At 55.9% G+C, this 26448-nt stretch carries 16 protein-coding genes and 3 pseudogenes; 13 read left to right on the top strand and 6 right to left on the bottom strand.

From position 1 onward, the window contains the following. Positions 1–5 precede the first annotated feature (5 nt). The 9 genes and pseudogenes from L6R21_14035 to L6R21_13995 all read left to right on the top strand — a co-directional run bounded on the left by L6R21_14035 (position 6) and on the right by L6R21_13995 (position 10986). Positions 6–1001, top strand: coding sequence for an alpha/beta fold hydrolase (locus L6R21_14035; protein MCK6560310.1), 996 nt, complete (start codon positions 6–8; stop codon positions 999–1001). 173 nt (positions 1002–1174) lie between these two features. Then, a complete protein-coding gene (mutS, locus tag L6R21_14030) occupies positions 1175–3754 on the top strand; it encodes a DNA mismatch repair protein MutS (GenBank protein MCK6560309.1) in 2580 nt (859 codons plus the stop codon). 40 nt (positions 3755–3794) lie between these two features. Continuing rightward, a pseudogene (locus L6R21_14025) lies at positions 3795–4020 on the top strand (hexulose-6-phosphate synthase). Then, positions 4017–4214 (top strand): annotated as a pseudogene (locus L6R21_14020) (type II toxin-antitoxin system HicB family antitoxin). Before L6R21_14025 ends, L6R21_14020 begins: the two co-directional pseudogenes overlap by 4 nt. Before the next feature lie 130 nt (positions 4215–4344). After that, positions 4345–5379 (top strand): PorV/PorQ family protein, encoded by a 1035-nt coding sequence (locus tag L6R21_14015; protein ID MCK6560308.1) that lies wholly within the window; start codon positions 4345–4347, stop codon positions 5377–5379. 131 nt (positions 5380–5510) lie between these two features. Continuing rightward, positions 5511–6380, top strand: a complete 870-nt coding sequence (locus L6R21_14010) for a hypothetical protein (GenBank protein MCK6560307.1) — start codon at positions 5511–5513, stop codon at positions 6378–6380. A gap of 197 nt (positions 6381–6577) precedes the next feature. After that, a complete protein-coding gene (locus L6R21_14005) occupies positions 6578–7747 on the top strand; it encodes an IS4 family transposase (protein ID MCK6560306.1) in 1170 nt (389 codons plus the stop codon). Next, positions 7737–8318, top strand: coding sequence for a hypothetical protein (locus L6R21_14000; protein MCK6560305.1), 582 nt, complete (start codon positions 7737–7739; stop codon positions 8316–8318). Before L6R21_14005 ends, L6R21_14000 begins: the two co-directional genes overlap by 11 nt. Positions 8319–8409: 91 nt before the next feature. Beyond that, positions 8410–10986 carry a DUF3883 domain-containing protein gene (locus tag L6R21_13995; protein MCK6560304.1) on the top strand — a complete coding sequence of 859 codons (2577 nt, stop codon included), beginning with the start codon at positions 8410–8412 and terminating at the stop codon, positions 10984–10986. Between the two features lie 270 nt (positions 10987–11256). On the opposite strand, the gene L6R21_13990 is transcribed toward L6R21_13995, so the two are convergent. The 3 genes and pseudogenes from L6R21_13990 to L6R21_13980 all read right to left on the bottom strand — a co-directional run bounded on the left by L6R21_13990 (position 11257) and on the right by L6R21_13980 (position 13699). Then, entirely contained in the window at positions 11257–11391 is a 135-nt protein-coding gene (locus L6R21_13990; protein ID MCK6560303.1) for a hypothetical protein, read from the bottom strand. Positions 11392–11466: 75 nt separating this feature from the next. Next, the gene (locus tag L6R21_13985) at positions 11467–12891 is read right to left on the bottom strand and encodes a sigma 54-interacting transcriptional regulator (GenBank protein MCK6560302.1); all 1425 of its coding nucleotides are present in this window, start codon (positions 12889–12891) and stop codon (positions 11467–11469) included. A gap of 185 nt (positions 12892–13076) precedes the next feature. Then, positions 13077–13699 (bottom strand): annotated as a pseudogene (locus L6R21_13980) (cation-translocating P-type ATPase). 316 nt (positions 13700–14015) lie between these two features. Between L6R21_13980 and L6R21_13975 the strand changes: the two are divergent. The 4 genes from L6R21_13975 to L6R21_13960 all read left to right on the top strand — a co-directional run bounded on the left by L6R21_13975 (position 14016) and on the right by L6R21_13960 (position 18455). Continuing rightward, on the top strand, positions 14016–15119 hold the full coding sequence (locus tag L6R21_13975; GenBank protein ID MCK6560301.1) for a glucose 1-dehydrogenase: 1104 nt from the start codon (positions 14016–14018) through the stop codon (positions 15117–15119). A gap of 281 nt (positions 15120–15400) precedes the next feature. After that, the gene (locus tag L6R21_13970; protein ID MCK6560300.1) at positions 15401–15706 is read left to right on the top strand and encodes a hypothetical protein; all 306 of its coding nucleotides are present in this window, start codon (positions 15401–15403) and stop codon (positions 15704–15706) included. A gap of 229 nt (positions 15707–15935) precedes the next feature. Next, the gene (locus tag L6R21_13965; GenBank protein ID MCK6560299.1) at positions 15936–16349 is read left to right on the top strand and encodes a hypothetical protein; all 414 of its coding nucleotides are present in this window, start codon (positions 15936–15938) and stop codon (positions 16347–16349) included. 96 nt (positions 16350–16445) lie between these two features. Next, positions 16446–18455: an amylo-alpha-1,6-glucosidase gene (locus L6R21_13960; protein MCK6560298.1), complete on the top strand. Its 2010-nt coding sequence runs from the start codon at positions 16446–16448 to the stop codon at positions 18453–18455. A 707-nt stretch (positions 18456–19162) separates the two neighbouring features. On the opposite strand, the gene L6R21_13955 is transcribed toward L6R21_13960, so the two are convergent. The 3 genes from L6R21_13955 to L6R21_13945 all read right to left on the bottom strand — a co-directional run bounded on the left by L6R21_13955 (position 19163) and on the right by L6R21_13945 (position 26107). Then, on the bottom strand, positions 19163–19816 hold the full coding sequence (locus L6R21_13955) for a sigma-70 family RNA polymerase sigma factor (protein ID MCK6560297.1): 654 nt from the start codon (positions 19814–19816) through the stop codon (positions 19163–19165). Between the two features lie 58 nt (positions 19817–19874). After that, positions 19875–20153 (bottom strand): hypothetical protein, encoded by a 279-nt coding sequence (locus tag L6R21_13950; protein MCK6560296.1) that lies wholly within the window; start codon positions 20151–20153, stop codon positions 19875–19877. Positions 20154–20530: 377 nt separating this feature from the next. Next, the gene (locus tag L6R21_13945; protein MCK6560295.1) at positions 20531–26107 is read right to left on the bottom strand and encodes a sigma 54-interacting transcriptional regulator; all 5577 of its coding nucleotides are present in this window, start codon (positions 26105–26107) and stop codon (positions 20531–20533) included. Positions 26108–26448: the final 341 nt, after the last annotated feature.

The raw sequence follows: 26448 nt of genomic DNA, 5'->3' as shown, positions 1-26448 counted from the left end.
TTCATTTGCAGCCTTTTGCCGCGGCCTGGTGGGCGCCCGGCGGCCACGGCCAAACGCTCGCCGGCCATCTGCTTGCCAGCCCGCCATCACTGCCGGAAACCCGGTGGCATACCATTCCGGTTTCGCTTGGTGACCGCGTCGTTTTGGGTGAAAATCAAAACAGCTCGAGTTCTGCCGCCGGCATGGTGTTGCTGCTGCACGGCTTGGGCGGGCAGGCTGATTCGCCCTACATGGTGCGCGTCGCACAAAAATTCGTACAGCAGGGCTGGACGGCTTTTCGGCTGAATCACCGCGGCGCCGGGCAGGGGAGAGGGCTGGCAAAATGGCTCTATCATGCCGGCCGCAGTGAAGACCTGCAGCCGGTCATACGGTTTTGCGCGGAAAGCGCGCCGGACCAGCCGCTGATCGTGGTTGGGTTTTCATTGAGCGGCAACATGCTGTTGAAGTATCTCGCCGAACAGGGCCGGGCAACTCCGCCCAACTTGGCCGGCGCCCTGGCGGTGAGCGCGCCGATCAAACTTGCGTTGAGTGCCGCCGCCATCAGCCGACGGAGGAATTCGCTTTATGAAGCCCGCTTCCTGCGACTGCTCCAGCAGACGTTGGCAGAACGCGCCGTCGACTTCCCGGATTTTCCGCAGGTGCAGTTGCCCCCACAACTCACGCTGCTTGGATTTGATCAATGCGTGACCGCACCGCTGGGCGGCTTCGCTTCGGCGGATGATTACTATCAAACATGCAGCGCGCACCAAATGCTCGACGCGATTCGCACGCCGACCCTCCTGCTCGCCGCGGAGAATGATCCCTTCGTGCCGCGCGCAACCTATGCGGATCTGCCCCGCAATCCGCGGCTGCAAATGCTGCTCACGCGCAGCGGCGGCCACATGGGTTTCATTGCCGCCGGCCGTACACCTTGTGGCGATCATCGCTGGCTAGACTACGCCCTGTGTCATCATGCCCGGGCCCTGTGCCAGGCAGCGGCTGCCAGCGGGCAAATGGCTTGATTTTCGTCACAACAGTTGTAAATTGACCGCTCACGGGCAACGACTCGAATTCAAACCGCAGTTCACACGATAGATTCCCAGGAGTATCGCGCTTGGCTCGCGCGCCGGAAACAACTGCAGAGAACACCACTGCGGCGGAGGCCGTCAGCAAAGACGAGGTCAGCACCCCGCTGATGCGCCAGTACCTTGCCATCAAGGCGCAGCATCAGGATGCCATTCTCTTCTTTCGCATGGGCGATTTCTACGAGATGTTCTTTGAAGACGCCAAAGTCGCCAGCGCGGTGCTCGGCCTCACCCTCACGGCGCGGGCGCACGGCAAAGCGGCGGAAGTGCCGCTCGCCGGCTTTCCCCATCATGCGCTCGACACCTATCTCACCAAAATGGTGCGCGCCGGCTATCGCGTCGCGATCTGCGAACAAGTCGAGAATCCCAAACTCGCCAAGATCGTGGTCAAGCGCGAGGTCACCGAAGTCGTCACCCCCGGCACCGCGCTCAACGACAATCTGCTGACCAGCCGCCGCAACAATTTCCTGCTCGCGCTTTATCTGCAGAAGAAAACCGCGGGCCTCGTGCAAATCGATTTCTCCACCGGCGAATTCATGCTGGATGAGCTGCCGCTCGACCGCCTGGTCGAAGTCATTCAGGATATCGAGCCGGCGGAGATTGTCGTGCCTGACGACCAACAAGATTGGCTGCGCGAGCGCCTCAGCAGAAACTTTCAGACCGTGATCACGCCGCGTGAGGCCTGGCATTTTGCCTTTGATCACGCCTACGAAAGCCTGACGCGCCATTTCCACACGCTCACGCTCAAAGGCTTCGGCTGTGACGATCTCGTCTGCGGCATCTGTGCCGCCGGCGGCGCGCTGTCCTATCTCAAAGAAACGCAAAAAACCGAGCTGGCTCACCTCACCCAACTGCACCGGCGCAGCGAGAGCGAGTTCGTGACCATCGACCCTGCAACGCGGCGCAATCTCGAATTGGTGCGCGCCCTGCGCGGTGAGAATCAACCCGCCACGCTGCTGGGCGTGCTCGATCAAACCCGCACCGCCATGGGCGGCCGGAAAATGGTGCAATGGATTTTGCATCCCCTGCGCCAAACCGCGGCGATTCGCGCCCGCCAGGACGCGGTGGCCGAGTTGCTGGCCGACGCCGCGCGCCGCGAGAAGCTGGCCAGCCGGCTGCGCGGCATCGGGGATTTGGAACGGCTGGTTGCCAAGATCAGCCTGGCGCGCGCCAATGCCCGTGAGCTGTTGACCGTGCAGCAGGTGCAGGAACGCATCCCCGAGCTGAAAAGCCTGCTGCTGCAATATGAAAGCACGCTCCTGCAGCAATGCAGCCACACGCTCGATCCGCTCAGTGATTTGACCGCAGAACTGCGCCGCGCGCTGGTGGAAGACCCGCCGCTCTCCGTTACCGAAGGCCATCTCATCCGGCCGGGCTATTCCGCCGAGCTGGATGAATTGCGCCAACTCGCCACCCACGGCAAGGACTGGATCGCCAACCTGCAGAAAACCGAGCGCGAGCGCACCGGCATCGCCTCGCTGAAAGTCGGTTACACCAAAGTCTTCGGCTATTATCTCGAAGTCACCAATCCCAATCTCGCCAAAGTGCCGGATTCCTACATCCGGAAGCAAACGCTGGTGAACGCCGAGCGCTTCATCACGCCGGAGTTGAAGGAATATGAAGAGCGCATCCTGCAGGCCGAGGAAAAACTGGTGGCGCTGGAATACGAACTGTTCGACAAGCTGCGCCAGAAGGTCGCCCTGCATGCAGCGGCCCTGCAGGAAAACGGTCGCGCCCTCGCCACGGTGGACTGCCTGCTCGCCTTCGCCGAAGTTGCCCATCAACAAAACTACGTGCGGCCGCTGATCGATGACGGGGCCGTGCTCGAAATCAAGCAGGGCCGCCACCCGGTGGTGGAAAAGCTGCTGCCCTTCGGCGAAAAATTCGTGCCCAACGACATCTATCTCGATGACGACAGCCATCAGATCCTGATCATCACCGGCCCCAACATGGCGGGCAAATCGACTTATTTGCGGCAAGTGGCGTTGATCGTGCTCATGGCGCAAATCGGTTCGTTTGTGCCTGCCGCCGAAGCGCGCATCGGCATGGTCGATAAAATCTTCACGCGCGTCGGCGCCTCGGACAATCTGGCCGGCGGGGAGAGCACGTTTTTGGTGGAGATGAACGAAACCGCGAATATTCTGAACAACGCCACCAGCCGCAGCCTGGTGCTGCTCGATGAAATCGGCCGCGGCACCAGCACCTATGACGGCTTGTCCATCGCCTGGGCAGTGGTCGAATACCTTCATGAAAACGCTAAAATCGCGGCGCGCACGCTGTTCGCGACGCACTATCATGAATTGATCGAGTTGGAGAAGCTTTTCGCGCGGGTCAAGAACTACAACGTGCTGGTGAAAGAATGGGGCGACCAAGTGGTGTTCCTGCGCCGCATCGTCGCAGGCGGCTGCGATCACAGCTACGGCATCCATGTCGCGCAACTTGCGGGACTGCCGGCCAAAGTGATCCGCCGCGCCAAACAAGTGCTGACCACACTCGAACAGCAATCCCTCGAGCGCGCCAATCTTTCTGCGGAGGGCGAGCCGGCCGCTGCTGGCCAGGTGCAATTGGATATCTTTTCGCAGCAGGATCAGCGCGTGCGCGCTGCCTTGTTGCAACTCGACCTGAATAATCTCACACCCTTGGAAGCCATGCAGCAATTGGCGCATTTGCAAAAACTGGCAAACGAGTGAAACTCTGTTGCCTGGAAGTGAGTTAGCAAACTGTTTGTAAATGAAATCAAAACATCGTAGAATCCTGCAAGCGATTTTCACAGATCCGGTTCGCTCGAATATTTTGTGGGCGGATATTGAAAGCCTACTTCAAGCCCTGGGTGCTTCGGATTGCATTGAATAACGTTCGAGCTGTTTTTCATCGCCCGCATGCTCGCAAAGAGACTGATAAAGGTGCAGTCAAGTCGATGCGACGTTTCTTAGCCGAGGCAGGAGTTCAACCATGATGCAATACCACAGTTATCTTGCGCGCGTGGAGTATGACGACGAGGCAACGATTTTTCACGGCGAAGTCATTAATACCCGTGACGTCATCACGTTTCAGGGTAAATCCGTGGATGAGCTTAAAAAGGCATTTGAAGCGTCCGTAGATGATTACCTGGCCTTTTGCCGGGAACGCGGTGAAGAGCCGGACAAACCTTAATGTTCTGCCACGGCTTGGCCGTGGCTTCAACGCGGCAGATGCCGCGGCCAAGCCGTGGCAGAACAGTCACAAACCACTGCCCGCTGCAACATGATGTGAATTCCGCTTTCACTTTCTCGAGAGCAACATGATCTCCACCAAAAAATTCTTTCCGGTTGTTTTGGGATTATTTCTCGCCGGCACCGCCTTTGCCGGTGAAACACGCACAGCAAAATACGCTAATGAATTTCTCAGCATCGGCGTCGGCGGCCGCGCGCTCGGCATGGGCGGCGCCTATGCCGCGCTCGCCACGGACGTTACGGCCGGCTACTGGAATCCCGCCGGACTCGTGAATCTCGAATATCCGCAAATCATGCTCATGCACACCGAGCAATTCGACCGCACGGTCAAATATGATTATGGCAGTTTCGCCATACCCTTCGGCGCCAACCGCAGTCTGGGCCTCAGCCTGATCCGCCTGGGCGTCGATGACATTCCGGTCACGCGGCTACAAAATCCCGCGCTGCCACTGGGCGCAGTTTATGTTGATGACGGCGGCGTTACACGTATCAACCGGCCCTACATTTTTCGCACGATTTCTGATGCGGAATACGCTCTGTTTTTGAGCTATGGCGTCAAGCGCAGCGAACGCTTCAGCTTTGGTGTGAATGCCAAAGTGCTGCGCAAAAGCGTGGGTGACAATTCCGCCTGGGGCCTGGGTTTCGACGTGGCCGCGTTGTGCAATCCCGCCGGCAATTTGCGGCTTGGCTTGAATTTTCAAGACATCACTACTACCGTGCTGGCGTGGAATCAAGGTACGCGCGAGATTATTGTTCCCACCTTGAAAGCCGGCCTTGCGTATCCCGTGGCCATTCCCATGCTAAACGGCTACATGTCTCCGGCGCTTGATTTTGACATTCGCTTTGAAGGCCGTGATTATGCGGCCCAGCTTGCCGCGGGTCCGGTGAGTGTTGATACGCATCTGGGCTGGGAGTACCAATTTCAAGAGGTGTTCTCACTGCGCCTCGGCTCAGACACTGGCCGCTTCGCGGCCGGCGCCGGCATCAACCTGCCGAGAATACAAGTTGATTACGCCTTCATCGGTCACGAAGATTTGGGCGAAACCCACCGCGTGTCCGCACGATTCACGATTGAAGCGGCGAAGTATCGAAGGGGGAAGTGAGTTCTTTGCCTGCCACCTAGACGCTTATTAAGACGCCTTCTTTGCCAATTTTTGAATAACCCCACGAATGGATTCGCAGTTTCGTGGGGTTATTTGTTTGAGATTGGAAGAAGTGACTCATCTGTGCAACGGTGGATCAAACCGGCGCGGTTGTTGGTTATGACGATTACGATCCGTGGGGGTATGCTTTAAGCCAACGAACCCAGCCAACAGAGTGGAGCGCCACGCAGGGCGTGGGGGAGAACAAATTTACCGGCAAGGAGAGAGACGAAGAGCACAACCTGAATTGGGATTTCTTTGGGGTGAGGTATTATGATGCGGAAATCGGGCGGTGGATGGTGAGGGATCCCCTGGCGGACAAGCATTCAGGTTGGAGCCCGTATCATTACACTTTCAATAATCCAATTCGGTTCATCGATCCAAGAGGCCTAGATACTTTGGAAGTCAATTTGCCAAGAGATCGAAGGCAACAGGGAACTATGACTTTGATTGTTAATGGTAGAGAAGTGGCCCTTAACGGCGGCAATCAAGTCTTGGGTCGAGGCACGAATAGGAATACTCAACAGCGAAACGGAGATACACCAACGGGGGAAGCAACAGCCACAAATGTCGTCGATAACGACCCAGTTGGGGAACTTGTGAACCCTGATGGCACTCCGGTTCAGAATGCCGGACAACAAGAGAACGCTGGACAACAACAAAATGCCGAGCAAGCACCTGCCCAACTTCTAGCATTTGGCAGATATTTTATTGTACTGGCAGCGGAAAGTGGTGATTTCTCTGCAGCAACGCAAGCCGGCAGAGTTGGCATTGGCATTCATGGTGGCGGTACTCGTTTGGGTCAAAATGCCCTTGCTTCACAACAGCCACTCGTTGGGACTTTGGGATGTCTCAGATGTACAAATCAAACAGCGGCCCAATTGTCTCAGCAGGTGATTGATGCAAATGCTGGCAATCGCGTTTTCAGAGTAATTATCAGGGAAGAAGCGCCACAGCCTTAAACGTTCTTTGAGGGCGCCATCAAAAATCGTCCTTGTTATTTTATAGAAATTCACAACTGTCCGGTAAAGATTTAGGCGTCTTACTATAAGCTATTAACATACCAGAGGTTATCAATTGCCTTTGTTGCAATCGATTTGAAATCTTTGCTACCTTTTGCCATCCCCTGACCCTCATCAAAGTTCCAAGGGAGTGGCAAATGAACAAAGGTCGGACCGTTTTTTCTCAACTGATCGAGCATTTACCGTTGTCTGAATTCCATCGCTGCGTTAATCGTTACAAGGGCAATCGTTATGTGAAGAAGTTCTCGTGCCTTGATCAGTACTTGTGCATGGCCTTTGCTCAATTGACATTCAGAGAAAGTCTTCGTGACATTGAAACGTGCCTGAACGCAGTTCAACATAAACTGTATCACAGCGGAATTCGTAGCGCCGTCTCACGCAGCACACTCGCCGATGCGAACGAATCCCGTGATTGGCGCATCTTCGCCGACTTTGCGCACGCTTTGATTGATATTGCCCGAACATTATATCACGATGAACCTTTTGCCGTTGAATTAGAGGAAACGGTTTACGCTTTGGATGCGACGACCATCGATTTGTGTCTTTCTCTTTTTCCCTGGGCAAATTTTCGTAAACATAAAGGCGCTATTCGACTCCATACTTTATTAAATATCCGTGGCAATATCCCGTCGTTTCTTAAGATAACAACGGGAAAAATACACGAGGTGAACATTCTGGACGAGCTTTTCTTTGAAGCCGGTGCCTTCTATTTATTGGATCGGGGTTATGTTGATTTTGCCCGACTCTATGCCATTCATCAACATCGAGCCTCGTTCATCATTCGGGCAAAATCTAATCTGCAATTTCGTCGTATCTATTCGCACCCCGTCGACAAAGCCACCGGCATATGCTGCGATCAAACCATCATGCTAGCCACAAACAGGTCGCTTCAAGATTATCCCGAGCAATTCCGCCGTGTTAAATTCTATGATACAGATAACGACCGCTATTTGGTCTTACTAACCAATAACGTTACAATCGCCGCTCTTACTGTTGCCCAACTCTTCAAATGCCGATGGCAAATCGAGCTATTCTTTAAATGGATTAAACAGCATTTGCGCATTAAGGCGTTCTATGGGATCTCCGAAAACGCAGTTAAGACACAAATCTGGATCGCTATTAGCGTTTATGTACTTGTGGCTATTATCAGGAAGCGCCTAAAGCTTCAGGCAAGCCTTTACACAATTCTACAGATTTTGAGCGTGACATTGTTCGAAAAGAGCGATATAAATCAACTACTTACAGAGACCAGTATCATTCCAGAACAGCCGATTGCTCAGAACCAATTGAATCTATTTGACTTTTAACCGGACAGTACTGTCCGAAAATATTGAGAAGTATGGGACGGAGATCAACAATTATGGTCCTGTTCTGCTGGCGCATCTTTACAGTGACCGTACCCACTTCATTTACGAATTGCTTCAAAACGCTGAAGATGCCTACGGCTGGGGATTGAAACATCAGCCGAGTAACAATATTTCACGAACGATAAAGTTTGCCCTCTTCAACGACCACTTGCAAGTTACACACTTTGGTTTGCCATTCAATGAACAACACGTTCGCGGAATTTGTGGACTTGTTCAAGGCACTAAGCGCGACGATCTTAATGCCATCGGAAAATTCGGCATAGGTTTCAAGTCGGTTTACGCTTATACGCTCCATCCCGAAATTCACTCTGGAGAAGAGCATTTCGTTATCGAGTCTTTTGTCCATCCCAAACCAATCGCTCCACGAAACCTTAATCCAGATGAAACGTTTTTTTATTTGCCATTAGATAATCCAACAGTTTCACAAGAGAAGGCGTCCGCAGAGATTGCAGATAGGCTCATCAAATTGGATTGCCGCACCCTTCTTTTTCTAAACCATATTCATTCCTAAGTGGATTATTCCAGACACTGATGTTGGGAGCTACACGCGCAGCGTTCAAAGAATAGATGAGCAACGAAAGTACGTTACGCTTACAAGTCAGGTGAACGGGAAAATTTCAAACGAAGAATGGCTTGTATTCGAGCGCCCTGCTATTGGAACTGATCAGCAGCAAATTGGCAAGGTCGAAATCGCCTACAAAGTCGAGGCGGATGAGAAAACGGGGCAAAAACAGATTATTCCGATTTCGGATTCGAATTTATTTGTATTTTTTGCCACGGAAAAAGAAACGCATCTCGGATTTCTTGTGCAAGGCCCTTACCGCACAACACCGAGCCGTGACAATATTCCCAAGGATGATGAATGGAACATAAAACTTGTTGAGGAGACGGCCATTCTTCTGCGAGAGTCACTGACAAAACTTCGCGAAATGAATTTGCTTACTGTCAATGCTCTTGAGGCCATGCCGTTAAACCGAGTTCAGTTCAGCAAGGATCACATGTTCCATCCGTTCTTTGCGAGCGTTCGAGATGCCCTCGCCTCCGAGGCGTTGATTCCCCGTTACAAAGGAGATTTCGTTTCCGGCAAGAATGCCAAAATTGCCAACAGCGCTGATTTACGTCAATTGTTAGGGCCATCACAACTCGAGTTCTTTTATGAGGCGAAGAGCCCATTGAACTGGGTTAGCGATGAAATCTCAGAGTACAAAACACGCGAACTGCGCGAATATTTGATGAAGGAATTGGGCGTTGAAGAGTTCACTTCACAAACTCTGGCTTCAAAGTTTACCGAGAGATTTATCGCGAATCAAAGCGACGAATGGCTGATTGATTTTTACAGGTATCTTCTCGACCAGCGCGCACTTTGGAGCACGGGCGGAACGCTTCGGAAAAAGCCCTTTATTCGTTTGGAAGACGGCGCTCATGCTTCTCCGTTTGATGATCAAGATAGACCCAATGCTTTTTTGCCTGGAGATTCCCCAACTGATTTTCCAACGGTCAAAAAAGTGATTTGTCAAAATGAACAAGCTTTGGATTTTCTCAACAAGCTCGGTCTCAAGAAACCCGATATTGTGGATGATGTCATTCAGCACGTTCTTCCAAAATACTCCCAGGAGAATACAAAAACTATTTCAGACGCCACTTATCAAGATGATATTGCTAGAATTTTGAACGCTTATAATACCGATTCCCGCCAACGTCGAGATGAATTAATAACCAAATTAAAAGCAAGTCACTTCGTGCGATGTCGGAATGCCGTTAGTAATGAGATTCAATTCTGCGATCCGAAGAAAGTTTATTTCCCGACGGAGATTCTAATGCAATTCTTCGAAGGCAATTCTGAAATCTGGTTCTTGGATGAAGCATTGCCCATTATGAAAGATGAAAAAATTGCTGAGATGCTTGTCGAGTGCGTTGCAAACAAAACGCTGAAAAGAATTGCGAAAGAGCTGAGTTGGGAGGAGCGCGAAGAAATACGAAAGCGAGTTGCTGTTGACTGGAACCCAAAGAAACAGGAAGTGTATGACTACACGATTGAAGGATTGTCCGAATTCCTTGCGAAGCTGAATGATGGCACCTTTGACATCGCCAAACAAAAATCGCTACTCTTGTGGAATTTGCTTTGTGAAGTAGCCGATGGCCTTAGTGAATATAGACGTGATGAGTTTTTTCAAGGAACTTTCAGTTGGCAGTACTATAGCAGAAATACACGTCATTTTGATGCGTACTTTTTGCTACAACTGCGACAGATATCATGGTTGCCTGCGCATGATGGCACTTTCAAAAGACCATCAGAGATTTGCTTCAGTGAATTGCCCAAAGAGTTCACACCTCAAGCCTGCTTACAATCTAAGCTCGGGTTCAAGCCGGAAGCGATTAATCTTCTTGCAAAAGAGGCCAACATTGACCCAGCTATACTTGACTTTATCCGGAACAATAATGTTTCTTTAGAGAAACTGAGGAGACATTTTGAGCCTACGAAAGCATTTGTGAGTGGCACTGAAGGCACTACAAAACCATTTGGCGGATTGGAAGTTGATACCCCCAAAAAACCTTCATCAGTAACACAAGCCAATTCAAATGCTGGTAATGGCAGTCTTATAGAAGGGCTTGATCGAATGAATGATGAAAATAAAGAGCCGGAGGCTGCAAAAATAGACGTGACTAACCCAAACGACCGTTCGCAGACGAAGTTCAAAACCTACGCTTATGTTTCTCCAGTTTCTCCAAATGATACGAATGGGGCCGCAGAACCAGCGCCTGTAGAGAAGCGAATCGCAGTGGATAATGCTGGTATCAATCACGTTCTTGAGTTCGAGCGAAAGAATGGAAGGTTTCCAGATCTAAAATCGCATTCACATCCTGGTTTTGATATTGTGTCGAAAGATATTGCTGACCATGTGGTCCGATATATCGAAGTAAAATCTGTTTCAGGAGACTGGGGAGAGCAGGGTGTTACGTTGTCGAAAACTCAGTTCGAGAAGGCGGCGGCGCTTGGTGACCGTTATTGGCTTTACGTTGTTGAGCGAGCCGTACAGGATGATTTCCAAATTCATTGCCTACAAAATCCGGCCTGCCAAGTGCACCAATTCGTATATGATAATGGCTGGAAAGCTTTGGCGGAGGAGAATGGGGAACACGCGAAGTCCGGCTTGGACAGCGGGATTTCTCAAACTTGAAACATCTCGTGTTCAAGCCGGACTTCTCTCGTCTTATGTTCTCAGCTTCTGCTAATAAATCACATCGCAAGCCCGACTTCGCCGGTACACTTCACAGCGCCGCCATCTTTTTCGGCAGATCGACAGTGCCTTTGGAATAGCTCCCGTTCATTGCGCCAACAGATATAATGAAACGGGCTTCTCTTCGCCTTTGACCTGAACTATCCCCAAGTGAACCGCATCCTCGACGCCGCCGATTGCTTTCCACACTTCTTCCGATATAAGCAGTTATTATTGAAATTGCTTGTTCCGTTGCTCGAGGCGTGAAGCTAAAATGACCACATTGCCGGTGATCAAATACTGCTTGCGCAGCGAGGTGCCGACATTTCCCGTCACCACTTCACCGGCGTGAATGCCGATTCCCACCCTTGTCGACGGGATATTTCCGTTGTCGTTTTCCTGTTTGAGCCGAGCAATGATTGCAAGCGTTTTTATGATATATCATAATTCATTGGCGGGCATGCGTTGAATCCCCAATTTCTTCATGCGGGAAACCAAAGTTTGGGGATTGATTCCGAGGATTTGAGCCGCGCCATTTGGACCACTGACCCGCCAGCGCGTGGAATCCAGCACCTTCAAGATGTGGGCGCGTTCCAATTCAGTTAAGGTGCGGAGCTGTTTTTCCTCTTCCGGCTGAGATTCGCCATGAAACCAATTGCCGATTTCAAGCTGATGGCCATGAGACAGTATCACGCCGCGTTCAATGATGTTTTCCAGCTCGCGGATATTGCCAGGCCAATTGTAATTCTCTAAAGTGGACAAGACGCTGCGAGGTATGACGTTGATTTCCCGTCCAATCTTCTTGGCGTATTCCCGGACAAAATACTCCACCAGCAGCGGGAGGTCTTCGCGTCTTTCGCGGAGCGGTGGGACGCGAATTGGAAAAACGTTCAGGCGATAGAACAAGTCTTCGCGGAAAGTCTTTTCGGCGACTGCCTTTTCCAAGTCGCGGTTGGTTGCGGCAATGATGCGCACATCGGTGTGCAACGTTTGCGTGCCGCCGAGACGATCAAACTCACCGCTCTGGATGACCCGCAGCAATTTGACCTGCATCTCAATCGGCAGCTCGCCGATTTCATCAAGAAAGATGGTGCCGCCGTTTGCCAGCTCGAAGCGGCCAACCTTGGATTTCAACGCGCCGGTAAAAGCGCCCTTTTCATGGCCGAAAAGCTCGCTTTCGATCAGGCTGGCCGGAAGCGCCGCACAGTTGACTTTAACCAAAGGGCGATCATGACGCATACTGATGTTATGGATAGCGCGCGCGATCAGCTCCTTGCCGGTGCCGGTTTCGCCTTGAATCAGAACGGTCGCGTCCGTCTCCGCGACGTGCTCGACCGCGTGCAGCACTTCTTGAATTTGGCGGCTCTTGCCGATGATGGCCTCAAAGTTGTGCGTGAGCTTGATCTCCTGCTGCAAATAAACATTTTCCTCTTGCAGGCGATTTTTTAACTGCTCTATTTCACGGAAGGCTTGTTTTAGAGCCGCCTCAGCCTTCCGGCGTTCGGTAATGTCGCGCGCAAACCAGCAAACATATTCCTGGTTTTCGAATTTGACCAGACTTCCCGCGACTTCAACAGGAAGCTGTCGACCGTCTCTGGTCTCGATGGTGCGCTCGAATCTTACGATGCCATGCTGCCTGAGATTCTCCCGAATTTCCTCGATATAGGCCGGATCGAGTCCAAAGCCAAGCTCTGGCGGCTTCTTACCGACCATCTCCTCTGGCGCATAACCAAGCATGCGGCAGGTTGCTTCGTTGACGCGATGCAGCGTATCTTCGGAATCGATCCAGAGAATGGCATCAGGATCCTTTTCGATGGTAAAGTGGGAAAGGAGCATGGTCCTTTCCAACTCTTTGGAAGGTTCCATTATTGATTCCTACCTCTTTGAACAGGAGCGAACCGAGCAGACAGGGAAAATTTCTCCGTGTGTTCTGTTTTGTCCTGTTTATTTCTTTGCTTGCGACTCGTCCGACTTATGTGGGTGGAATAATATAGCATCAATAAATTGTCTCTACATCGAGCCCCAATCCTCTGCCTCGTGAAGGCGAAGATGACGACGATCATGCCGAGCAGCTTGCCGACATGATCGAGTTCCTTTTGCAGCGGCGTGGTTTCTTTCGGCGCTGCTTTCAACATGCCGGCGATGCGCCCCATTTGGGTTTGCATTCCCGTCGCCACAACGACGGCGCGTCTGCCGGAATCGTATCGCCTTCTTCAATGAGAATGATGTCACCCGGCACCAGCTCGGTCGCCGGAATGCTCCGCCGCTCGCCCTCGCGAATGACATTGGCATGCGCCGCGGACATCTGGCGCAGCGCCGCGACTGCTTCCTCCGCGCGTGCTTGCTGAACGTAACCCATGATCGCATTGAGCAGCACGACGGCGAAGATGGCCATGGCTTCATAAGGCAGCGCCGATTCGCGCTCATACAGCCACAAGAAGGTCGAAATGGCAGTGGCGATCAGCAACAGAATGACGAGCACATCGTTGAACTGGGCGAGAAATTTTTTCCAGGCAGGATCGGACGGCTCTGCCGTCAATTCATTCCTGCCATACTTCTGCAGCCGGGCCTGCGCTTCCGCCTGCGTCAAGCCGGCTTGCGCTTGCACGCCGAGCGCCGCCAAAACCTCGGCGACCGGCGATTGATAGGGAATGATTCTTTCCAGCATGCTCATGGTTCGTTTCCGCCTGAAGATGACATGCCCCGATTATGCAAAGCATCTGCGCCACTCAGCATCAGCGGCTGGTGTTGGCACGTGTGGGCCGACAGATCCCCGGACGAAAGAAAATGCCAAAGAAAAATGCCAAGCGCAACTGCGGCACGCCGGCGGCTACAGCAGGGCAAGACGAATCCGCCGCTTGCCGGACACCACTTTTTTCGCCAGAAACTGTAAGGTTGCAGCAGGAAAAACGACTATTCTCCGGCAACACAAGAGAAACAATAACCCCAGGGTCCTGCAAATGTGTTTCAGTTTCATGAATGGAGAGAAAATGAAAGCCATTGCCGTTATTCCCGGAAAGCCCAATTCCATGCACTTGCGGGAAGTGCCCAAGCCGAAAGTATCGGACGTGCCAAATGGCCGCGGCGTGCTGGTGAAAGTGCTGCGCGTCGGGGTTGATGGCACGGACAAGGAGATCAATGCCGCCGAATACGGCGCCGCGCCGCCGGGTTACGACTATCTCATCACCGGCCACGAATCCTTTGGCGTCGTTGCAGAGGTGGGGCCGAATGTGACCGAGCTGAAAGCGGGCGACTATGTCGTGGCAACCGTGCGGCGTCCCGGTAGCTCGCTCTATGATCAGATCGGCACCTACGACATGACCACCGACGACCTGTACTACGAGCGCGGAATCAATCTGCGTCACGGCTTCCTGTCCGAATACTTCGTCGAGGATCCCGAGTATCTCGTCAAATTTCCGCGCGGCTTGAAGGAAGTTGGCGTCTTGCTGGAGCCCACCACTGTGGTGGAGAAAGGCATTGCGCAGGCTTATGAGATTCAGCGCCGGTTGCGTGTCTGGCGCCCACGCAAGGCCGCAGTGATGGGCGCAGGCACAGTCGGTTTGCTGGCAACACTGGTCTTGCGCCTGCGCGGACTCGAAGTCGTGACGTTCGGGCGAACACCCAAGCCCTATCTCAATTCCGACTTGCTCGAGGCCCTGGGCGCGCGCTACGAATCGACCACCAGCATCTCGATTCTCGCGGGCGCGCAGCAGTATGGTCCTTTTGACCTCATTTTTGAAGCCACCGGCTCATCCGCCGTGGTTTTCGAGAGCATGCAGGCGCTGGGCAAAAACGGTGTGCTGGTGCTCGCCAGCGTTACCGGCGGCGGCAAGAGCATCGAAGTGCCGGCGGACAAAATCAATCTCGAATACGTGCTGGGCAACAAGGTCACCGTCGGCACGGTCAATGCCAATCGTGAGTATTTTGAAATGGGCGTGAAAGACTTGGCGCATGCCGAGGCCGAATACCGCGGCTGGCTCAGGCGCCTGCTCACTCATCCGGTCAAAGGGCTGGAAAACTACCAGGAGATGCTCGACAAACTCACCACTGCCAAGGGCGCCATCAAGGTCTTTTGCGAGGTGGCGGAATTGTAGCCGGATTGTGAAGGACAACTTTGCCAGTGGCACCAAAGCCCCGAGCGACCATTCCGGATTCGCCGGGGCTTTGAGATTCGCGTTCAGGCTGCCGGCTGTACACCACAGCGGCATGCCGGCGATTTTTTTTCTCTTGCCATGTAAGTTTTCTGGCCTTCGCCCGACCAAGCTCCAGGCGAATTGACTCTGGCCGGAGGCCTGCCGAGTACGCCGGTCGAATTCCACCAAGGCGGCATGTTACCGCTGAATGCGGCACGAACGATTGTTTGAGATGAATGCTCATGTCTTTGAAGAAGAAACTGGTGATTTGGCTGGCGCATAGACTGCCGCCCTGCCAGGAGGTGACACGCCTGGCCTCGGAGGCCATGGACCGTAGGCTGCCGTTGCAGCATTGGATCAAGATGAAATTGCATTTTCTGACCTGCAGTCTGTGTCTGCGCTACTTTCAGCAGTTGCAGCTCATGCGGGAGTTGGCGCACCGGCACGGCGCCCAAGCCGATGACAACAAGCCTTCGACAAATGCCGCCCTCTCGCCGGCCGCGCGTGAGCGGCTTAAACGCATGCTCGACTCCTCCTCACCGGAATAGAGACGCAACCCCTCGACGCGGCAGAAGGTGCGGCGTTCCGCAGGACGATCGCGGCACGCCGTTCACGTTCAGCAAAATTCACCAGCCGAAGCGAATCATCCTGCCTTGCCGCACCTTCCTTTCCCTCTGCCTTCCCGCACCTCACGCTGTAAGGATTGTCCCCGGCACCCGACCAACCGGAGAAGAAATCAAACCAGGCAGTGAATGCTCGAAACACGAGGGCTACACCGTGGCCACCATTCTGCTCAACGAATCCGATTCCCGCCGCCGGCAATGGCTGCGCGCGCGGCTGCAGCGCCAGGGGCATGTCGTCTGGCCGGCACATCACCTCAATGACATCATTGCCACGCTGCATGACGTTGCCATCGATGTCATGATCCTCGATCTCGACCTGCATAATCTCGACGAGCTGATTGCATTTGCCGGTCGCTGGCGGGGCGTCAAGATTCTGTTGCAAAGCAGCGCACCGGCACCCGCGCACGATTTCCGTTCCTGGATGGCGGATCAGTTTGTCCACAAATCCTACAACAGTGAAGACGTCGTTCGCGCCGTCGCGCAGCTTTTGCAGAAGAATCCCGCGCCGCTGGGTCTCTCCGCCGAGGGGGATGCCGGCCGCGCCTGCCTGCAATTGATGGCGGCATGAACCTGCTCACGAGTCGCGCAAGCCGGCGGCGAGATTGCGCGCGACAACGCCGGCAATCCTGATCAATCAACTCGCGACGATCTCACGGAAACGGACATGGCAATCATTTTCGACAAAGACATCACGCAGAATTTTGCCGCGGCCTCGAGCCGCGAATGGCTCGAGACCAATGGCTTGGGAGGGTGGGCCAGCTCGACGATTGCCGGCGCACACACCCGGCGCTATCATGGCTTGCTGGTCGCGGCCACCCAGCCGCCAGTGGGTCGCATGGTGCTGTTGTCCAAGCTGGACGAGACGATGGTGATCGCCGGGCAGCGCTACGAACTGGGATGCAACCGTTATCCCGGGGCAATACATCCCCGCGGCTTTGAGCACTTGCAGCGTTTCGAGAAGAATCCGTTTCCGGTTTTCGAGTATGCCGCCGGCGGCGTGAGGCTGCGCAAAACCATCGCCGCAGTGCATGGTGAAAACACGACCTTGCTTCTTTTTGAAGTTCTGGCAGCGGCGGCGGCGTTTTTCTTGGAACTGCAGCCGTTCATCGCCTTCCGCGACTACCACAGCCTGGCGCATGCCAACGCTGCCCTCCGGCGCGAGGCGAATTTTGAGGACGGCGTTCTTCACCTGCAACCTTATGCCGGCGCGCCGGAATTGTTCATCGCCGTTCCCGGCAGCCGCTTCGCAGCGCAACCGGACTGGTATCACCGTTTCGAATACGCGCTGGAGCAGGAGCGCGGCTTGGATGATCACGAGGATCTTTTTACCCACGGCCGCTTCACGCTCCAACTGCAAGCCGGTGACCGCCTCGGGGTCATTGTTTCAACTGACCGCCCCGCGCGCCGCGACGCCTTCGCGCTGCTCGAGAAGGAAAGGCGCCGGCGCGCACGACTCTGCGAAAGTCTCCCCAGCCAGGATGAGTTTCTCAAAACGCTGGCGCTCGCCGCCGATCAATTCGTGGTCAGGCGCGGGGAGGCGTTGCGCACGCTCATCGCCGGCTATCATTGGTTTTCCGATTGGGGCCGGGACACCATGATCGCGCTGCCGGGCATTTGCCTGGTTACCGGCCGGTGCGAGGATGCCAAAAAAATCCTGCGTGCCTTCGCGGGCAGCACGAGCCAGGGCATGCTGCCCAATCGCTTCCCGGATGCCGGCGAGCAACCGGAATATAACACGGTCGACGCCACGCTGTGGTTTTTCATCGCCCTCTACAAATATCTGCAAGCGACCGGCGACGAACGCTTCGTGTGCGGCGAGTTGATGCCGGTTTTGCGTGACATTTTGCAATGGCATGAGCGCGGCACGCGCTATCACATCCACGTCGACGCGGATGGCCTCCTGTCTGCCGGCGAACCGGGCGTGCAACTCACGTGGATGGATGCCAAAATCGGCGATTGGGTGGTGACGCCGCGTTCGGGCAAGGCGGTCGAAATCAATGCGCTGTGGTACAACGCCCTCATGGTTTTTGCGGAGTTGGCGCAGCGCTGCGGGAATGCCCAGGAAGCGCAGGCGATCGCACAAAAAGCGACACGGGTGCAGCAGAGGTTCGTGGAAGTCTTCTGGAATGAAAGCGCCGGTTGTCTTTACGACTATGTCGACGGCGAGCATCGCGATGCCACGGTGCGGCCGAATCAAATCTTTGCCCTGAGCCTGCCGTTTCCGCTGTTGGCCGGCGAGCAAGCCAAAAGCGTTCTAAAAATCGTGGAAGAGCAACTCTACACACCATTTGGGTTGCGCAGTCTGGCACGGGGTGAGCCGGGCTATCGGCCGCATTATGGCGGGGATCAATGGTCGCGCGACAGCGCTTATCATCAAGGCACGGTGTGGAGCTGGCTGCTCGGCCCGCTGTTTACCGCGATCGTGCGGCTCGAAGGTGAAGCCGGCCGCCGGCGCGCCCGCCGCATGTTGGAAGATTTCAAACCGCATCTCCTGGAGGCCGGAGTGGGAACGGTCTCCGAAATCTTCGAGGCCGAGCCGCCGCACGCGCCGTGCGGCTGCATGGCTCAGGCATGGAGCGTGGCCGAAATTCTGCGCGCTTGCGCGGAAGACCTCATGAAAGCATCCGCTCCGAACGCCGCTCGCCGCGCCTCTCATCCAGAAAAGATTTCGTGAAGATCTGGACACACTCCCAAGCCATTCACTTGATTTGGTACGGGAGGTTTCTCACTTGACCAGGCCAGATTCGCCGCGGAGACACAGAGTTCGCTGAGTGTTCAGACAAACTTGCGCGTGAAATCCGTGACGCTGGTGTCATTCGGTTCTTTGAAATCGAGTCGCCGCCAGGAAAGCAAAGTCTTGTTCGTAGGGTGCGATTTGGGCCGGTATTGATGCGGGTTTCATGATATTGCTGCCCGCGGGACTTCGGATTTCAGCTTGACGGAAATCTGGCGCAGGCGATAAGGCGCGCAAAGTCTGAATAGAATTCTGAAAGATTCTTGATCACAAAGCAAACGCTTGCACCGCAGAGCCACGGAGTTTTGAATTCAAGAGATTCCTTCCCGGCGGTCTCAGCGTCTCGGCGGTGAGCTTTTGAGGTGTTTGGCGAAGGCGTGTGCCCCAATCTTCACAGGATCCTTACTGGATGACAGCCGGAGGACAGTGGTGGTGGATACCTCGTGCGAGACAACAGTGGACGAATCGGCCTGATTGCTGCCCGCGGGGCTTCAGATTTCAGCTTGACGGAAATCTGGCGCAGACGGTTGTCTTGAAAAACATATCCAGCTTCCCGGGCACCCCGAAGTCACCCGCAAAGACTCAACCACCGCGTCGAGTCTTTTGCGAGATTCCTGCGATTTGCGGGGGGAGGAGGGAAAGCAAATTCAACGCGAGGATGCGGCCTCCAGCCAGTGCACTTCCAGGCTGCGCCGCAGCATGGCGCGGGCGCGATGCAGCATCACCCAGAGATTGTTGGGGGAGATGGCGAGGATTGCGCAGATTTCTTCGCTGCTGTAGCCGTCGATTTCGCGCAGCGTGAACGCTTCGGCGAGGCGCTGCGGCAGTTGCGCCAGACAGCGGTTGAAGACTTTCCAAAATTCTTCCTGCTCGAGCAACTGGCTGGGATCGTTCGCCCATTCTTGCGGCGCGCCCTCTTCCGTCCAGTGCCCCGCCCATTCCCCCGCCTCCCGGAAGAGCTCATCCGCACCGCCTTCAATATCGGCCACAGGCTGCTCGCGCCGGGCGCGACGATAATGATCGACGATCTTGTGCTTCAGAATGCCCACCAGCCAGGTTCGCTCGGATGATTGCCCCGCAAAATTCTGGCGCCCCTTGAGCGCAGCCAGAAACGTTTCCTGCACGATCTCTTCCGCCAGCTCATGATCGCGCAGCCGCAACAGGGCAAAGCTGTACAAGTAGTCGCCGTGCTGGTCAACCCACGATTCCGGATTCACGGCCGGCGTTCGACTGCGCTGCGGGCGCGGGCCGGCGAGGGTTGTACTCGTGCTGGGCATCTCCAGGCTGGTCACAGCATCCACCTCTCTTTTGGTATTGCGAGCCGTTGCCTGATTCGTTGAAACTCACGGCCCGGCCGATTTATTCCAGTACACTCGAGGACAGACCGGCGGCATGCAACAGGTTGCGAAGATCCATACCGGGATTCATCACGCGCATGCTGCCGCGCAAATGGCTGATGAGTATTTCGATGGCAGCGGCACTCAAGGCCCAAACCTGACTGAAATCGAGTAAGATATCCCGCTTCTCACCCGGCTGCAGCGCCGCCAACTGCTCCTGCCACAGCGGCAAAACCTCGTCAGTCACTTTTCCCTCGATCTTGTGAATCTCGACTGAGCCGTTTGCGAAAATTTTTGTCATTCTAAACATGGTGCTCTTGGTCACGTATCGCCGGAGAATTCTCTCTTATCACTCAATCCGCTCAACCGTCTCGACTGATCAGGGGGAGGCGAATCTGATGCAATCACCTACCAAAATCGTGCCGCGCTACCAGCGCTTCGGGCTACACGTTAGGGCCTTGTGTTTCCTGCTGTTGTGATGATGATCGAGATTCACAATTGAGGAGAGTTGCGGCGCGGCTGTCAAAATAATGACAGGTGTCAATATTCTGACAGCATCACAATGACGGTTGGTGCTTGCAGGTAGTTGGTCAGGACAGAGGCTTGTGCGACGGGGAGGAATCTCCGCTCGGCTTGCGCAGTTGCCGGCGGAATCTGCGGCGCTGCAGGCCGCGGAGTTCACTGCGGCTTTGCGATGCCGAGCTTTTTCATGCGGGCCAGCAGAGTGGTGCGATTCAGGTCAAGCCGCCTGGCTGCGCCGTGTGGACCGCCGATGACCCAATGCGCGTCTTGCAGTGCTTGGAGAATGTGCCGGCGCTCAGCCTCCTGCAAGGTCAACACTTCCGCTTCGGGTTTGACCGTCGGCGCCGCAAGCCCGAGGTGATCATGGTGCAGCACGCTGCCGTCGCAGAGGATCACGGCGCGCTCCAGCACGTTGGCGAGCTCGCGCACATTTCCGGGCCAGTCATACTGCGCCAGGCGCGCCAGCGCCTCGGCGGAGACGCGATCGATCTTTTTCCCCAGCCGCCGGGAGAATTTTCCCACGAAATGATGCGTGAGAATCGGGATGTCGTCGCGCCGCTCGCGCAGCGCAGGCAGATGAATCGGGAAGATGTTCAGCCGGTAGAAGAGATCGGCGCGGAACGAGCCGAGCTTGACGCCCTGTTCGAGATCGCGATTGGTGGCGGCGATTACCCGGGTGTTGACCTTGATGGTTTGGGTGCCGCCGACACGCTCGAATTCCTGCTCCTGCAACACGCGCAACAGCTTGGTCTGGGTTTCCAGCGGCAATTCGCCGATTTCATCGAGAAAAATGGTGCCGCCGTCGGCCAGCTCGAAGCGGCCCTTCTTTTTCGTGGTCGCGCCGGTGAAGGCGCCTTTCTCATGGCCGAACAACTCGCTTTCGATCAGGCCGCCGGGCAGGGCGCCGCAATTCACCGTGATCAACGCGCTGTCCTTGCGGTGGCTGGAAGCATGAATCGCACGCGCCACCAGTTCCTTGCCGGTACCGGTTTCGCCGGTGATGAGCACGGTGGTGTCGGTGCGCGCCACCTTTTCGAGATTGCGGAAGACGGCGCGGATGGCGGCGGAGTTGCCGGCCATTTCTTCGAAGTTCTGTTGCGTGCGGATTTCCTCCTGCAGGTAAACGTTTTCCGCCTGCAACCGGTTTTTGAGTTGTTCCACTTCCGCGAGCGCGGCGCGCAGCGCTGCTTCGGCGCGTTGGCGTTCCGCCACTTCCTGTTTCATTTCCTCGTAGAGGCCGGCATTCTGCAGGGCAATCGCGGCCTGCGCGGAGAGCATTTGCGTCACCGCAATGCGGTCCGGCGTGAACGCGCCGGTGGTCAGGTTGTTTTCGAGATACAGAATGCCGGTGAGCTTGCTCTGCTGCAGCACCGGTAAACAGAACAGCGAGCGGGTTTGATGCTGCGCGAGGTAGGGATCATGCGCAAAGCGGCTGTCGCCGGCGGCGTTGGCCAGCACCACGCTTTCGCGGGTGCGCCGCACATAGTTGATAATGGTCTGTGCCAGCGCCGGGCTGGTTTCAGCCGGAAGGCTGCGCCGCACGATGACTTCCTCGTCGCGGCCGGCCGGCGCCGCCGCTGCCGGCATGGAATCCTTTTGCGCCAGCACCGCTTCCGCTTCGATCACGAGGTTGCCTTCCTTTTCCAGCATCAGAATGGCCTTCTGTGCGCCGGCATTCTCCATCACGATGCGCATCAGCTTCTCCAGCAGCCGCGCCAGTGTGATTTCACCGGAAATGACATGCGAGGCTTTGATCACGGCCTCCAGATCGAGCGACTCCGGCCGGCGGCCAATGGTGAGCTGCGTGGCCTGCCAATCGCCGGCGGAGGAGTGGCCGTCAGCGGCCTGCACCAGCAATTGTGGATAGCGCTGCTCCAAATGCTCGACTTTTGCCAGCGCGCCCCATTGCCGATAGCATTGATGCGCCGCGAGCAGGCAACTGCGCGCGATTCGGTCCTGCTTGCGCGCCAGCCAGAACTTCCCATATAACTCATGGGCCAGGGCCTCGTGTTGCAGAATGCCCTGTTCGTGCGCCGCTTGAATGGCCTGCTCGTAGCAGGTGATGGCCTCCTCCGGCCTGCTGCAGATTCTTGCCCACTCCGCTGCCAGCAGCAGCGCCTGGTGCCGGAAGTTTTCCGGGCAATGCTCGGCCCAATGCTGCATTTGCGCCAGCAAGTCTGCGAGCTTTGCCGCGTACGCCTGCCGTTCCGCCGCACCGGCGGAATCATGCAGCGCCGCCAGCGTCAAGCCATGATAGCAGCACAAGGTCGTCATCCACAGCGTGCCGAACAGCGCAGGGATCACCGCTTCGGCACGTAACGCCATGCGGCGCGCCTCGGCATGGTCCTCGAACAGGTAATGCAGATGCAGTTTCGTGGTGAAATAGAACGTTTCGAAAAACGCGGCGCCGGCATACTCGCGCACATAGGTTGCTTCATTGAAATCCGCACCGCTGAGCGAGGTTCTGTCCGCGGTCCCGCCTTGCAGCGCCAGACCCCAATGCAGGATCAGACGCTGCGCCTCGGCAAAGCTGTGATTCTTGATCTGCAGCAGGAAGTCGACATTGGGCGCATACTCTTTGTGAAATTCGTGCAAATCACTGCCGCAGAAGAAGGCATGCCAGCTTTCGTGAATCGCGGCGTAAGTGGCGTAGACGAAGTCGCCGCTCTCCAGCCCGGCGCGCAAGGCATTCTTGGAGTGGGGAAAACACGTGCGGATCGGCCGGCGCCAAAAGTTCACGAAGCAACTGAACATGTGATGCACCTTGGCGCGCAGCTTCACGTCGTGAAACTTGTCATTGACTGCCAGCGCCAGCCGGCCGTATTCATAGCCGGAGGCATAATCGCCCAGACTCGAGCCGACCGTGATGGCGTGCGTCACATAGCCGTAGCTCGAGGCTTCGGTATTACCGTATTGCAGCGACAACCGGACCATCATCGCCGAAACCAGCCGCACCAGGCTGCCGTCGCCCGCGATGTACGCCGGCGCCCACACCGTCATCAAGAGCTTCATGCTCATTTGCATGTCGGCCTCGGCCATTACCGGCAAATGAATCAAATCCGCGATGGCACGCTGGCCGCGCAAGTTGGCGATGGCCTGCAATTCCGCGGCAAAGGCGGTTTGCTTGGCCGGTTCTTCCTCCGGCAGCACGATGCCGAACAGCTCCAATCCCTCGCGTCCCGCCTGCACCGCCGCGGCGTATTGCGCCATATTTTCATGTTGAATGATGCGCAGGTTGTGAATCTCCGTATGTTCCCGCCGGCTCCTGGCCTTGCTCAACAGCAGGGCCAGCCAGCGCTCCGCCGCCTCGAAATTGCCGCAGAGATATTCACACTCGGCCAGCTCGCGGTGCAGGGCAAATGCCAGCGTGTAGTGGGAAGACCAGCCCTCGTCGCCCAGCAGAGCCGTTCCGGTGTTGAAGTAATTCAACGCCGGCTTGAACGCCGCCGCTGATTTGGCCTTGAGGCCGGCGTGCAGATTCAATTCCGCGAGTTGGGCGGCCTCGCCTGCCTCGGTCATCAGATCTCTGCCGCGATTCAGATGATTGACGATGTCAAAGATTTTTTCTTCGCGCTCGGCCGCACCGCAGTGTTGCAGCATCAGCCGCCCAACCTGCAAATGCACCGCCTTCTTGCGCTCCGGCGGGATGAGCGCATAAGCGGCCTGCTGCACGCGATCGTGCAGAAACCGGTATGCCGGCGCCGGGCTTGCCGAAGAATCAGTGGGAAAAAGATCGTTGGGGTTGCCGATCGGCAGGATGAGGCCTTCGGCCAAAGCTTCCCACAGATCCCGCGCGGCTTGCGGCACCGGCCTTTCGAGCACCAGCGCCAGCGTTTTGCAGTCAAACTGATTGCCGATGCAGGCGGCGAGCTTGGCGGCTTGTTGGGTTGCCGCTGGCAGTTTTTGGATCTTGCCCGCCATCAGCTCGACGACGTTGTCGGTCATGCCGAGGCGCTGAATGCGCTCGAGATCGTATTGCCAGTGGCGGCCGCCATAGTCGAACTGCAGCAAGCCTTCCTGATGCAGCGTCTGCAAAAACTGCGTGACGAAGAAAGGATTGCCAGCGGTCTTCTGCATGATCAAGTCGGACAGCGGCGTTGCGCTGCCGGCCTCGCAGCGCAGCGCTTCAGTCACGAACTGATCGAGATGGCTGGGCGCCAGGGCTTTCAACGTCAGGTTGCTCAACTGGCAGCCGGACGTGGTTACACTGTTTTTGGCAATTTCGGCCAGCGTGAGCAGCAGGGGGTGGGCGGGACCGACTTCATTGTCGCGATAGGCGCCGATGACGAAGAGAAACCGGCTGTGGCGGTCCGTCAGCAGCGCGTGCAGCAGTTTCAGCGTGGCGGAGTCGGCCCACTGCAGATCGTCCAGGAAGATCACGAGCGGGTGTTCTTTTTGGGCAAACACACGCAGAAAGCGCTGAAACACCAGCGTGAAGCGGTTCTGCGATTCCGCCGGCGGCAGCTCCGGCACGGCGGGTGGCTTGCCGATAATCCATTCCACTTCGGGAATGACGTCGGTAATCACCTGGGCATTGGCCGCAAGCGCCGCGCTGAGCTTGCTCTTCCACGCCGCAATTTGGGCCTCACTCTCGGTCAACAGCAGCCGCAGCAATTCCTGCAGGGCATGAATGATGGCGCTGTAGGGAATGTTGCGTTTGAATTGATCGAATTTGCCGGAGACAAAATAGCCGCGTTGCTTGATGATCGGTTTGTGGATTTCGTTGACCAGCGCGGATTTGCCGATGCCGGCATATCCCGAAACCAGCATCAGCTCGAGTCCGCCCTGGCTGACGCGCTCGAAGGCCGCGAGCAGCGCCGCGATTTCCGGCTCGCGGCCATACAGCTTTTGGGGAATGTGAAAACGGTCGGAGAAATCCATTTGCCCGGGAATAAAGCCGGTGATCCGTCCGCCCGTCTGCCATTGCGCGAAACAGGCCGCCAAATCCGCGTGCAACCCATGCCCGCTTTGATAGCGGTTCTCCGCGGTTTTGGCCATCAGCTTCATGACGATCTCAGAAAGCGCCTGCGGCACTGCCGGGTTCAGCGCGCGCGGCGGCGCCGGCATTTTCGCGAGATGGGCGTGCACCAATTCCAGCGGATCGGCGAACTCGAAGGGCAGGCTGCCGGTGAGCATCTCATAAAACGTGACGCCGAGCGAGTAGAAATCCGTACGATAGTCGACCGTGCGATTCATGCGGCCGGTTTGCTCCGGCGACATGTAGGCCAGCGTGCCCTCGAGCAAATTGGGATGGCTGATTTTTTGGCTCTCGTGCGGCAGGCGTGAAGCAATGCTGAAGTCGATGAGTTGCACTTGCCGGCTGGCGGGATTGACGACGATGTTCTTCGGCGCAATGTCTTTGTGGATGATGCCGTGCTGGTGGATGGCCGCGAGCGTGGCGGCAAGCTGCAGCCCGATTTCAAAAAACAGGTCGAGCGTGATTCCGCGGGCGTCCAGCAAGTGCCGCAAGGACTCACCGCCGATATCTTCCAGGATCAATACCAGATTGGGGGGATGCAATTCCAGCGCGCAGGCTTGCGCGATCCCCGCGATGGGCAGGCTTCTGAGCAGTTCGTACTCGCGCTCCATCTCCGCCACGGCCGCCGGCTGCGGCAGCTCGTTACCCAGCGCCTTGATAATCACCGGCGCTTCCTCCGGCAGCCGGAGGCCGCGATAGACGATGCGTTTGCGGCCGCGATGAATTTCGGCCAGAATTTTGTAGCCCGGGATCACGCCAATTTTCCTTGTGATTGGAATTCATACGATCCCACCAAGCGCAATTACAGCGGGCATGCCAGTCTTCATCTCGGCTTTCGTGAGACGTATGATAAGAAAAATCGGACAATCCGCAAGGGGGAAGGTAAAATGGTCCCCCACAGAAAGGAAATCCCACGGCGCAGGATTCTACCTGCAAGGCCGAGGGATTTTTTACTCGGGCCGGCGATGATGCCCCTGCCCGAAGTAATGGGTGCCCGCCCGAAAACGTTACAACCTCGGCTGAGCCGAGGTTTCTGAAACTCCGGGGGGCGTGAAAACTCTGAGAGCTTTGAAGCAACGGCCAAGCCGCTGCAGGA

The organism is bacterium, from assembly GCA_023150945.1.
Taxonomy (GTDB): domain Bacteria; phylum Zhuqueibacterota; class Zhuqueibacteria; order Zhuqueibacterales; family Zhuqueibacteraceae; genus Coneutiohabitans.
This window is presented reverse-complemented; position numbering and strand designations above follow the sequence as displayed.

Coding starts and splice junctions, on each gene's coding strand:
- L6R21_14005 (MCK6560306.1), top strand. CDS start 6,578: ATGAACAAAGGTCGGACCGTTTTTTCTCAACTGATCGAGCATTTACCG.
- L6R21_13950 (MCK6560296.1), bottom strand. CDS start 20,153: ATGACAAAAATTTTCGCAAACGGCTCAGTCGAGATTCACAAGATCGAG.
- L6R21_13985 (MCK6560302.1), bottom strand. CDS start 12,891: ATGGAACCTTCCAAAGAGTTGGAAAGGACCATGCTCCTTTCCCACTTT.
- L6R21_13975 (MCK6560301.1), top strand. CDS start 14,016: ATGAAAGCCATTGCCGTTATTCCCGGAAAGCCCAATTCCATGCACTTG.
- L6R21_14015 (MCK6560308.1), top strand. CDS start 4,345: ATGATCTCCACCAAAAAATTCTTTCCGGTTGTTTTGGGATTATTTCTC.
- L6R21_13970 (MCK6560300.1), top strand. CDS start 15,401: ATGTCTTTGAAGAAGAAACTGGTGATTTGGCTGGCGCATAGACTGCCG.
- L6R21_13960 (MCK6560298.1), top strand. CDS start 16,446: ATGGCAATCATTTTCGACAAAGACATCACGCAGAATTTTGCCGCGGCC.
- mutS (MCK6560309.1), top strand. CDS start 1,175: ATGCGCCAGTACCTTGCCATCAAGGCGCAGCATCAGGATGCCATTCTC.